Source organism: Roseateles sp. (genome assembly GCF_039929605.1).
In the GTDB taxonomy this organism is placed as follows: Bacteria; Pseudomonadota; Gammaproteobacteria; order Burkholderiales; family Burkholderiaceae_C; genus Pelomonas.
The window spans coordinates 58,270-70,954 of sequence record NZ_JBDSQX010000054.1 but is presented as its reverse complement, the minus strand read 5'-3'; the positions used below and the strand labels follow the sequence as shown (position 1 = coordinate 70,954).

The 12,685-nt window shown below is 68.7% G+C and carries 1 protein-coding gene (cut by a window edge); it reads right to left on the bottom strand.

Translation table 11 applies throughout. From position 1 onward, the window contains the following. A protein-coding gene (locus ABIS05_RS07790; protein WP_348010739.1) for a calcium-binding protein crosses the window boundary here: on the bottom strand, positions 1-12,685 show its beginning. It extends 22,967 nt beyond the left edge of the window; 12,685 of the gene's 35,652 nt are visible here — the first part of the coding sequence; its start codon is at positions 12,683-12,685; its stop codon lies beyond the left edge, outside the window.

The following is a 12,685-nucleotide window of genomic DNA, read 5'->3' as shown; positions in this document are numbered from 1 at the left end:
CGTCGCTGGTGACGAGGTCGGCGAACGGGATGGGGTTGATGTGGATGCGCTCGGCGCGCGTGTTGTTGGCTTCGCTGGGGTATTCGTCGACACGGTTGGCGCCGTCGGCGGCCACGATGATGTAGACATCGCCGCGGTAGCGGATGGGGATGTCGACGCCGTTGACGGTGGTCGTGTAGGGATCACCGCCCGGGCTCAGGGCCGAGCCGCTGTCGACACGCGCCAGCAGCACGTCGTCGGCGCTGACGATGCCGTCCAGGGACAGGTAGACGTAGTCCTGCCACTGGCCCGAAGTGGCCTCGGGGCCGAAGTTGCCGACCGTGAACTTCAGGCCCAGGCTGGTGCCGGCTGTCACGCTGGCGGGCAGGTCGATGTCGGTGACGCGCAGGTCGGGCCGGTCGTTCAGGCTGACGACGATGGCGTCGGTGTCCGTCGTGGTGTTGTTGTCGCGCGCGCTGCCGTACTCGTAGACCTGCGGGCTGCCGCCGGTGCCGACCAGGCTGTTGGTGACGACGCGCAGGCGGTAGCCGCCTTCGATCTTGCTCGGCAGGCGGACCTGCTCGGTGCGGCTGTAGCGCAGGCCGGCGTCCAGGCCGCGGTCGTAGACGTAGTTGCCCAGCACCACGGTGGAGCCGTTAGGCGCCAGCAGCAGCACGGTGTCCTGCCACTGGCCGGCGGCGCGGGCAATGCCTTGGTTGAGCACCGTCCAGCTGACGTCGACGAGGGCGCCTTCCTGCGCGGCGGCCGGTGCGTCCAGGGCTTCGACGACGAGGTCGGGCGAATCGCTCAGCGTGACGGGCACGGCCAGCGAGTGGCCCACGTTGTTGTCGGCGTAGATGAACTCGTAGGGGCCACTGGTGGAGACATTCAGGAACCAGTCGCCCGAGATGCCCTCCGGCAGGCGCACGTTGATGCTGCGGTTGTAGGTGTCGCCCACGGCCATCTGGCCGAGGTGGCCGGCGCTGCCGAGGTTGTAGGTCTGGCCGCTGCCGTCGGCGTTCTTGCTGAGCCAGACGCTGTCGTTCCAGCTCGTCGTGTTGGTGATGCCGATGCCGCGGTTGGCGACCGTCCATTGCACGGTCAGGTCACGGCCGCTGTAGGCCGTGCTGGGCGTGGAGACGGCCTCGACGCGCATGTCGGCGTAGGGAATGGGCATCACGTCGGTCCCGTGGCCGGCGTCCTTGACGTTGTTGGTCTCGCTGCCGTTTTCCCAGACGGTGCCAGTCGCGTCACTCTTGACGAAGATCGTGCCGTGGCGGCTGAAGGCCGGGCCGAAGGCGTAGTCCAGGCTGCCGTTGTAGCTCGCGCCTGCGGCCAGCGCGCCGTCGTGCACGACGTTGGCCAGCACGATGTCGTCGCTGTCGCCGAGGATGGCATTGGTGCTGTAGATGACGCGGTCGGTCCAGCTCGTCGCGCGGCCGGCGCCGGGGCCTTCGTTCTTGACGGTCCACTCCACCGTGATGCTGGCCGGGTCGTCGATGACCTGCGTGGGCGCACTGACGCTGAGCACGGCCAGGTCGGCATAGGCGTCCAGCGCCACATTGACGGCCAGCGAGTCCTGGTTGTTGCCCTCGTTGGTCGATTCGTTGTTGGCGGCGGCCGTGTCGGTGACGACGATGAGGCGCCAGCTGCCGGAGAGGTCGACCGGCAGCGTGAAGTTCAGTGAGCCGTCGCTGCTGGCGCCGGCGGCCAGGCTGTCGATGAGGCGCTCGCCGAGCAGCGTGTCGGCGGCGTCAACCGTGCCATCCCTGGACAGGTAGACCTTCTCGCGGATGCTCGCGGCCGGCGCGCTACCGGTGTTGCGCGTCTTCCAGGCCAGTGCAACGGCCTCGCCGCCCTGCAACAGGCCGGTGGTGGTGAGGTTGCCGACCACGAGGTCCGGCGCAATGACGGCAATGGCCGCCGTGGCCGCGTTGTCGGTCTCGTTGGACTCGACGACGTAGTTGCCCTTGTCGGCGGCGATCTCCAGGCGCCAGTTGCCCGGTGGGATGGCGGGTACGGCGAGGCTGAGGTTCTGCACCAGCGTGCCGCCGGCGGCCAGGGTCTGGAAGGCCCAGGTGCTGGTGAGCACCTGCGTGGGCGCCAAGCCCAGCGTGTCGACGAGGCGGATCTCTTCACCGAAGAAGCCGCTGACGGCGTCGTTGCCGGCATTGCGCACCGTGTAGCTGAGCTGCACGGTCTGGCCGACGCGCCAGCTCGTGGGCGCACTGACGCCCTCGATCAGCAGGTTAGGTTTCGGCTCAGCCTTGACGAGGGTCGCGTCGGTGGCGACGACGACGTTGTTGTCGGTGCGGCCGAGTTCATAGACCGCTGTGAAGGCGTCGGTCTTGACGATGAAGTAGCGCTGGCCGGCGGCGTCGCGCGGCACGGTGAAGTCCAGGCCGGCGGCGTAGCTGTCGTCCTTGGCCAGCGTACCCACGCGGGTGACGGAGCCGAGTAGCGTGGACTGGGCCGTGAGGCTCGGCGTGCTGCTGAGGTAGACCTGGTCGACCCAGCGGTTCACGTCGGTCGCGACGGTGCCCGAGTTGCGGACGGACCACTCCACGCGCGCACTGCGACCCGCGAAAACTTCGGCCGGCACGACGGTCAGCGTCGGCACGAGGTCGGCGTAGGTCTGGGTGACGGTGATGGCAGCCGAGAGCTTGGCGTTGTCGGCGCGCGTGTCAGGCTCGGTGACCTTGGTGGTCGCGTCGCTGATGACGGCGATGCGGTAGGCGCCGTCGATGCGCGAGGGGATGCGCACCGTGGCGGTCTGGCTATAGCTGATGCCGGACGCAAGTGCGGTGCCGCGCGGCACTTCGGCCAGCACGACATCGTCGCCATTGCCGACGATGTCGTCACGGCTCAGCACGATGCGGTCGACCCAGCCGCCGGTGGCGGTGGCGGCTGCGGCGCCGTTGTTCTTGACGGTCCAGCCGACGCTGATGTCGTTGCCCGAGCTGGCGCTGGGCGGCACATCGACCGTCGTGACGGCGAGGTCGGCATAGGTGCGCAGCGCGGCGGTGAAGCTCCAGGCCGCGTCGTTGTTGCTCTCGGCCGTGCCATCGGCATTGGCCTCGAACAGGATGCCTTGGCCGGTGCTGCTGCGGTCGACGCTGACGGTCACGTCGAAGGTGCCCGCACCACGCAGCCCTTGCGGCAGTGCGAAGCCATAGCTGCGCTGGCGCACCTCGCCCGCCGCCATCGGCAGCGAAGCGGCGCCGGTGAAACTGACGAGGGTGTCCACCAACACCGGGCCTGCGCTGCCGTCGGCATTGCGCTGGCGGATGACGACGCGGTCCTGGTGCGTCAGGTTGGTGGCGACGCGGCCCTGGTTGACGTCTTCCCAGCGCAGCGTCAGCACGTCGCCGGATGTGGGTGTGCTCGAGTCCAGGCTGAGGCCGCGGGCGATCAGGTCGCTGCCGACGTTGACGTTGCTTTCAAGCTGGTTGTCGTTCTCCAGCGTGCCGGTGCTGTTGAACTCGGCGATCTCGTTGCCGGCGTCGACGATGACGCGCAGGCGGATGGCGCCGGCCGCGTTGGCGCCGCCGGGCCAGTTGAACGTGGCGCTGCGGTTGACGCTGGCGCCGGGTGCGGCTTCGGCCGGCGTGCCGGTCTTGGTGAGGCTGGCGATGACGACGCCGGTGGTCTGGTTGAGCACCTCGACGCGCTCGGTCCAGCTGCGCCCCGGCGGGATGGTGCCGGCGTTGGTCGTCGTCCAGCCGACAGTGACGGCGTCGCCGTTCTGCCAATCGCCTGCGGGCGTAATGCTGAGGTTGCTGGCCGTCAGGTTGACGTAGTTGACGTACTCGGCCAGCGTGCTCGTGAAGGCCACCTGGCCGCGGTTGTTGGTCTCGGTGACGCCGCCTTCCTTCTGCGTGTTGCCGAAGTCGCTCTCGATGACGGCCAGCAGGCTGCCAGCGCCGGTCGGCCCGTCGGGCAGCTTGAGCGTGGCGGTGCGCGTGATGCTGGCGCCGGACGCGAGCGCGCCCGAGGTGGCCTCGACGTAGGGCAGCAGGAACTCGGCCAGCACGTCGCCGCCAGCGGTGCGCAGCGTGACGCGGTCGGCGAAGTCGCCGATGGTGGCGGTGGGGCCCTGGTTGACGGTCGTCCACGTGACGACGACGTTGCCGCCGGACAGGAACTGGCTGGCACCGGCAGCCGGCGTGACGCTGACGTTCTGGACGACGAGGTCCATGCCGACGGCCTTGTCGACCTCGGCGACGAGGGCGTTGAGGTCCCAGGTCGTGCCGTTGTCGAACTTGACCTGCTGCAGCGGGTTGTAGCCGTTGCGCGGGTCGTTGCCGTAGAAGAAGTAGGAGACGGTCAGCTTGTCGTCGCTGTTCGCGAGGCTGAGGCTGATGGCCGTGTACTGCGCCGTGCGGTAGTCGAAGACGCGGCGGACGACGACGTCCGCCGGGACGATGCCGGCCCTGAACTGCAGCGTGTTGATCTTGGTGGTGCTGTACGCGCTTTCCAGCAGCGTGTCCTGGCCGTCACCGCGACCGAACAGGTAGGTGTTGTTGCCGTTGCCGGCGTTGAGGGTGTCGTTGCCGGTGCCGCCGTCGAAGGCGTCGTTGCCGTCCTCGCCCGTCAGGCTGTCGTCGCCCGCGCCGCCGAGCAGCGTGTCGTTGCCCGCGCCCGCGTTGATGCTGTCGTTGCCGTTGCCGCCGTCCAGCGTCTCCGACCAGCTCGTGCCGCTGATGCTGTCGTTGGCCGGCGTGCCAGCCAGCGCACGCGCGACGATGTCGGCCAGGGTCCACACCGTGCCGTCGGCGAACTGGATCTTCTGCAGCGGGTTGTAGCCGCGGTTGGGGTCCTCGCTCTCGAAGAAGGCGTTGACGATGAGCTTGTCACCGCCGTTGCCATAGGCGACTTCCAGCGCGCGGTAGGCGCGGGCGCCCTCTTCCAGCACGCGGCTCAGCTTCACGTCGCTGGGAGCGATGCCGGCCTTGAACAACAGCGTGTTGGTCTTGCTGGTGTCGTAGTCGGTGTAGGCCAGCGTGTCGACGCCGTCACCCAGGCCCAGCAGCACGGTGTTGCTGCCGTTGCCGAGGCTGAGGTAGTCGTTGCCCGTGCCGCCGTCCAACGTGTCGGCGCCTTCGCCGCCGTAGAGCAGGTCGTCGCCGTCGCCGCCTTCCAGCGCGTCGGTGCCGGCCTCGCCGAAGAGGCTGTCGTTGCCCGTGCCGCCGCGCAGCGTGTCGTTGCCGCCACGGCCGGCGAGGGTGTCGCCACCGGCGCCGCCTTCCAGCGTCTCGCCGCTGGCCGTGCCGGTGAGGTAGTCGGCGCCGTCGGTGCTGGCATTCACGCGGGCGACGATGTCGGCGAGGGCCCAGACGGTGCCGTCGGCGAACTCGATCCTCTGCAGCGGGTTGTAGCCGCGGTTCGGGTCGTCGTTCTCGAAGAAGGCGTTGACGATGAGCTTGTCGCCGCCCGTGCCGTAGGCGACTTCCAGCGCGCGGTAGGCGCGTGCGCCCTCTTCCAGCACGCGCGTCAGCTTCACGTCGGCCGGCGCGATGCCTGCCTTGAACAACAGCGTATTGGTCTTGCTGGTGTCGTAGTCGGTGTAGGCCAGCGTGTCGGCGCCGTCGCCCAGGCCCAGGGTGATGGTGTTGTTGCCGGTGCCGACGTTGAAGTAGTCGTTGCCGGTGCTGCCGTCCAGCGTGTCGTTGCCGTCACCGCCATAGAGCAGGTCGTCACCGCCGCCGCCCAGCAGCGTGTCGTTGCCGGCGCCACCGCTGAGGGTGTCGTTGCCCTCGCCACCGTCCAGCGTTTCGGCCCAGGCGCTGCCGTTGATCGTGTCGCCCGCAGCGGTGCTGGCCAGCACCATGGCCTGCATGTCGGCCAGGCTCCAGATGGTGCCGTCGGCGAACTGGATGCGCTGCAGCGGGTTGTAGCCGCGGTTGGGGTCCTCGTTCTCGAAGAAGGCGTTGACGATGAGCTTGTCGCCGCCACCGCCGTAGGCAACCTCCAGCGCGCGGTAGCTGCGTGCGCCTTCCTCCAGCACGCGCCTGAGCTTGACGTCGCTGGGCGCGATGCCAGCGCTGAACAGCAGCGTGTTGGTCTTGCTGGTGTCGTAGTCGGTGTAGGCCAGCGTGTCGACGCCGTCGCCCAGGCTGAGCAGCACGGTGTTGCTGCCGGCGCCGACGCTGAGGTAGTCGTTGCCGGTGCCGCCTTCGAGCGTGTCGTTGCCGGCCTCGCCGTAGAGCAGGTCATCGCCCGCGCCGCCGAGGAGCGTGTCGTTGCCGCCGCGTGCGCTCAAGGTGTCGTTGCCGGCGCCGCCGTCCAGCGTTTCGCCGCCGGTGGAGCCGGTCAGCGTGTCGTCGCCGGTCGTCGGCAGGTTCAGGCGCGCGAAGATCTGGCTGGCTGTCCAGATCGTGCCGTCGTCGAACTGCAGCTGCTGGACCGGGTTGTAGGCGGTGGTCGGGTTGTCGCTTTCGAGGAAGTAGTTGATGACCAGCTTGTCGGCCGTGCCGGCGATGCCGATCTGCAGCGCGCTGTAGCGGTTGGTCTGGCTGTCGAGGGCGCGCTTGAGGACGAGGTCGGTCGTCAGGATGCCCGGGCCCAGGCGCACGACGTTCAGCCGGCTGCCGTTGGTGTCGCCGCTGTAGAGGATGGTGTCGACACCGTCACCGCGGTTGAAGAGGTAGGTGTTGTTGCCCGTGCCGCCGGCCAGGAAGTCGGTGCCGCCGCCGCCGGCGATGACGTCGTTGCCGCCCAGGCCGTTGATCGTCTCGTTGGCGGCCGTGCCGGTCAGCGTGTCGGCGAGGTTGGTGCCATTGATCGTCGTCGTCGCGGGCGCCGTCGCCAGGCGCGCCGTGATGGCGGCCAGGTCCCAGGCCGTACCGTCGTCGAAGCGGAGTTGCTGGACGGGGTTGTAGACGCTGGCGCTGCTGCCGCCCTGGAAGAAGTAGTTGACGATCAGGCGGTCATCGCTGCCGACGAGCGTGATCTCCAGCGACTCGTTGGCGCCGCCCTGGGTGCCGGTCGTGCGACGCAGAACGACATCAGCGGTCGTGGTGCCGGCGCGGAACTGGACGGTGTTGAGCTTGCCCGCCGTCGGGTCGTACAGCGACACGATGGTGTCCTGGCCGTCACCGCGACCGAACAGGTAGGTGTTGTTGCCGTAGCTGGCGTCCAGGTAGTCGTTGCCGGCACCGCCGTTCAGCGTGTCGTCGCCGTTGCCGCCGTAGAGCGCGTCGTTGCCGTCGCCACCAACGAGGCTGTCGTTGCCGTCCAGGCCTTCGAGGCTGTCGTTGCCGCGCCCGCCGGTCAGCGTTTCGCCGCCGGTGGTGCCGCGCAGCACGTCGTCGCCCGCCGCGCCCTGGCCGAGTGCCGCCAGGATGGCGCCGATGTTCCAGGTCGTGCCGTCGTCGAAGCGGATCTGCTGGACGGGGTTGTAGACGCTGGCCGGGTTGTCGCCCTGGAAGAAGTAGTTGATCAGCAGCCGGTCCGTCGTGCCGGCAATGACCAGCTCGATGGATTCGTTGGCGCTGCCTTGGGTGCCGCCCACGCGGCGCAGCAGCACGTCGCCCACGGCCACACCGGCCTTGAGCTGCACGGTGTTGAGCTTGCCCGCCGTCGGGTCGTACAGCGAGACGATGGTGTCCTGGCCGTCACCACGACCGAAGAGGTAGGTGTTGTTGCCGTAGCTGGCGTCGAGATAGTCGTTGCCGGCGCCGCCGTCCAGCGTGTCGTTGCCGTTGCCGCCGTAGAGCGCGTCGTTGCCGTCGCCGCCGAGCAGACGGTCGTTACCGTCGTTGCCAACGAGGATGTCGTCGCCGCGCCCACCGGTGAGGACGTCGGCACCGTTGGTGCCGCGCAGGTTGTCGTTGGCCTCCGTGCCGGCACTCATCAGCTCCAGCAGGCGGGCGATGTTCCAGACCGTGCCGTCGGCGAAGGTGGCCTGCTGCAGCGGGTTGTAGAAGTTGCCCGGGTCGTCGCCGTTGAAGAAGTAGTTGGCGGTGATGCGGTCGTTGCTGCCGACGATGGCCAGCTCCAGGCCGTTGATGCCGCCGCTCTGGCTCTCGTAGACGCGGCGCACCGTCACGTCACCCGGCAGCACGTCGGCGCGGAACTGCAAGGTGTTCAGCTTGCCGGCTGTCACGTCGTAGCGGCCGGCGATGTTGTCCTGGCCATCGCCACGGCCGAAGACGTAGATGTTGTTGCCGTTGCCGCCGTCGAGATAGTCGTTGCCGGCGCCGCCAACGAGCGTGTCGGCACTGTCTTCGCCGTAGAGCGCGTCGTTGCCCTCTTCGCCGTAGATCAGGTCATTGCCGCCGCGGCCGGCCAGCGTGTCGTTGCCGGCGCCGCCGTGCATCTCGTCGGCCGCGCTGGTGCCGGCGACGTTGTCATCGCCCGCCGTGCCGGCCAGCAGCGTGGCCAGGAGGTAGGCGATGTCCCATTCGGTGCCGTCGTCGAAGCGGACCTTCTGCAGGCCGTTGTAGGCGTTGGCTGGGTCGTCGTTGTAGAAGAAGCCATTGACGGTGACCTTGTCGGCGCTGCCGGCAATGCTCAGCTCCAGCGCGCGGTTGCCGCCGAAGTAGTTGTCATAGGCTTGCTTGACGACCACGTCCGCCGGCAGCACGCCGGCCTTGAACTGCAGCGTGTTGACGCGCGCCTGACCGCCGTCGTGGTTGTAGTACAGCCGGTCCTGGCCATCGCCACGGCCGAACAGGAAGGTGTTGCTGCCGGCGCCGGCGTTCAGCGTGTCGTTGCCGGCGCCGCCGTCCAGCGTGTCGTCGCCGTCGCCGCCGTCGAGGCTGTCGTCGCCGTCACCGCCCTGCAGCAAGTCCTTGCCGGCGCCGCCGCTCAGGCTGTCGTTGCCCGTGCCGCCGATGAGGGTGTCGTCGCCGTCTTCGCCCGCCAGTGTGTCGTTGCCCGGGCCGCCGTCGATGACGTCGTTGCCGCCCGCGCCGGAGATGCTGTCGTTGCCCAGGCCGCCACTGAAGCTCTCTGGCGCATTGGTGCCGCGCCAGGTGTCATCACCGTCGGTCGCCGTGAAGACCTTGGCGACCAGCGTGGCGATGTCCCATTCGGTACCGTCGTCGAAGCGCACCCGCTGCAGGCCGTTGTATGCATTGGCCGGGTCGTCACCGTAGAAGAAGGCGTTGACGCTGACCTTGTCGGCGGTGCCGGCGATGCTCAGCTCCAACGCGCGGTTGCCGCCAAAGTAGTTGTCGTAGGCCTGCTTGACGATCACATCCGCCGGCAGAACGCCGGCCTTGAACTGCAGCGTGTTGACGCGTGCCTGGCCGCCGTTGTGGTTGTAGTACAGCCGATCCTGGCCATCGCCACGGCCGAACAGGAAGGTGTTGCTGCCGGTGCCCGCGTTGATCGTGTCGTTGCCCGCGCCGCCGTCCAGCGTGTCGTCGCCGTCACCGCCGTCCAGGCTGTCGTCGCCGTCACCGCCTTGCAGCAGGTCCTTGCCGGCGCCGCCGCTCAGGCTGTCGTTGCCCGTGCCGCCGATGAGCGTGTCGTCGCCGTCGTCGCCCGCCAGGCTGTCGTTGCCAGCGCCACCGTCGATGAGGTCGTTGCCGCCCGCGCCGGAGATGTTGTCGTTGCCCAGGCCGCCGCTGAAGGTCTCGTCGGCGTTGGTGCCGCGCCAGACGTCGTCGCCGTCGCTGCCGACGTAGAGCCGGGCCAGCATGGCGGCGATGTCCCACTCGGTGCCGTCGTCGAAGCGCACCCTCTGCAGGCCGTTGTAGGCATTGGCCGGGTCGTCGTTCAAGAAGAAGGCATTGACCGTGACCTTGTCGGTCGTGCCGGCAATGCTCAGCTCCAGCGCCCGGTTGCCGCCGAAATAGTTGTCGTAGGCCTGCTTGACGATCACGTCCGCCGGCAGCACGCCCGGCTTGAACTGCAGCGTGTTGATGCGCGCCTGGCCGCCGTCGTGGTTGTAGTACAGCCGGTCCTGACCATCGCCACGGCCGAACACAAACGTGTTGTTGCCTGCACCGGCGTTCAGCGTGTCGTTGCCCGCGCCGCCCTCCAGCGTGTCGTCGCCCTCGCCGCCGTCCAGGCTGTCGTCGCCGTCGTTGCCGAGGAGCTGGTCGGCGCCGGCTTCGCCGGTGAGGCTGTCATTGCCCGTGCCGCCTGAAATGACGTCGTCCCCCGCCGCACCGTTGAGCGAGTCATTGCCGGCGCCGCCGTTGAGGATGTCGGCACCGCTGGTGCCGCGCAGGTCGTCGTTGCCGTCCGAGCCGGCAAACAGCATGTTGACGATGGCCGCAGCATCCCACTCGGTGCCGTCGGCAAAGCGCACGCGCTGGATGCCGGAGTAGGCGTTGGCGATGTCGTCGTTCAGGAAGAAGGCATTGATCGTGACCTTGTCGGCGGTGCCGGCAATGCTCAGCTCCAAGGCACGGTTGCCACCGAAGTAGTTGTCGTAGGCCTGCTTGACGACGATGTCGCCCGGCACGATGCCGGCCTTGAAGACCAGCACATTCGTGCGCGCCTGACCACCGTTGTGGTTGTAGTAGAGGCGGTCCTGGCCGTCGCCACGGCCGAATAGGAAGGTGTTGCTGCCGGCCCCGGCGTTCAGCGTGTCGTTGCCCGCGCCGCCTTCCAGCGTGTCATTGCCGTCGCCGCCGTCCAGGCTGTCGTCGCCATCGCCGCCCAGCAGTTGATCGGCGCCGGCCTCGCCGGTGAGGCTGTCATTGCCCGTACCGCCTGAGATGACGTCGTCGCCCGCCGCGCCGTTGAGCGAGTCATTGCCGGCGCCGCCGCTGAGGGTGTCGGCCGCGCTGGTGCCGCGCAGGCTGTCGTCGCCGGGCGTGCCGGCCAGCAGCAGGGTGACGAGCTGGTTGGCCGTCCACTCGGTGCCGTCGGCGAAGCGGACGAGCTGGATGCCCGCGTAGGCATTGGCCGGGTCGTCGTTGAGGAAGAAGGCGTTGACGGTGACCTTGTCGGCGGTGCCGACGATGGCCAGCTCCAGCGCGCGGTTGCCGCCGAAGTAGTTGTCGTAGGCCTGGCGCAGCAGGATGTCGCCCGGCGTGACGCCAGCCTTGAACTGCAGCGTGTTGATGCGCGCCTGACCGCCGTTGTGGTTGTAGTAGAGCCGGTCCGAGCCGTCGCCGCGGCCGAACAGGAAGGTGTTGCTGCCGGTGCCGCCGTTGGTGGTGTCGTCGCCACTGCCGCCGTCGAGGATGTCGTCGCCATCGCTGCCTTCGAGGCTGTCGCTGCCCGCGCCGCCGTAGAGCGTGTCGTTGCCGCCGCCGCCGTTCAGGCCGTCGTTGCCGGCCGCGCCGTTCAGCAGGTCGGCGCCCGCGCCGCCGTTGAGGCCGTCATTGCCCGCCGTGCCCATGCCGAGCAGGAAGAGCAGCTGCGACACATCCCAGACCGTGCCGTCGGCGAAGGTGACCCGCTGCAGGCCGTTGAACTCGTTGGCCGGCGTGCCGCCGTACAGGAAGCCGTTGAATGAAATGACGTCGGCGGTGCCGTTGATCGTCAGCGCCAACGCGACATTGCCGCCCGCCTGGCCGTCCGTCGCGCGGGCGACGCTGACATCGGCGGGCAGCACACCGCTCTTGAACTGCAGCGTATTGACCTTGCCGAGGTTGGGGTCCGAATAGGACTGCACCGTCGTCGCGCCGTCGCCACGGCCGAACAGGTAGAGGTTGTTGCCGGTGGAGGGTGCGACGACGGCGGCAACGCTTTCAATGACGACCGCAACCGGCGTGTTGCCGCTGTAGAAGCTGCCGTTGTTGCCGACCGCGAAGTCCAGCGTGTCTCCGGCCACCATCTGCAGCGGTGCGAGCGAGAACACCGAGACGTCGGTGGTGCTGGCGAAGTACTGCAGCGGCTGGGCCAGGTTGCCGTTGAGCACGACGCTGCCGCTCATCGAGCCGCTGTCACCGGCGAAGAACTGGCCGGTTAGCTTGTACTGCCCATCGGCTGGCGCGGTGAACCGCAGGATCGCGTAGTCGCCACCGGCGGTCGGGCCCGGATGCAGGGCAATCCGCCCCGCGCCGACGCCGTACTGGGTGCTGCCGGTGGTGTTCTTCCACGCCGTTGGCGTGCCCGAGGTCACGTAGCCGGACTTGTTCCATGTCGAGCCCGATGGCTGGTCGAACAGCGTCAGGGCGTAGCCGCTCCCGCCCAGCGGGGAGTAGCCATAACTCCACGCGCCAGCGGGATTGCTCGCGGTGCTGAAATCCTCAGTGGCGTCGTAGGTGGCGGTTGCGTCGGCAGCGTCTACGCTCGACGCGAGCGCCTGGCGCTGCGGGCCGGTCTCGATGAAGCCAGGCAGCTCGTCGGCTCTCCAGCGCGTGCCGTCTGCAAACGCGACGCTTTGCACCGGGCTGGCAGCGGTGAAGAAGCCGCGGATCTGCACGCGGTCGGCCGTGCCGCGCAGCGCCAGTTCCAGCGCATCGGCCTGGCCGGTGGCGTCGTCCACGACGCGGCGCACCGCCACGTCGCTGGGCGCGATGCCGGCGCCCAACCGCAGCAGGCCGCTCGCATCGTCACCTGCTACGCGCGCATCCACCCAGGCCGCACCCTCGCCGCGCTCGAAGGCGTAGACCTTGGGCGCCGCCGCTGCCTCGCTCTGGATGGCCATCAGGTGTACGGCGGGCAGCGCATCTGCCGACAGCAGCAGCTTCGGCTCCAGCGTCTCGATCTTCCAGGGCTCAGCGCGGCGGGCCTCAACGCGGGTGGATGCGTTCTTGGAGGCGCGGCGCAGGGCGCGCAGGGACTTGATCGACAT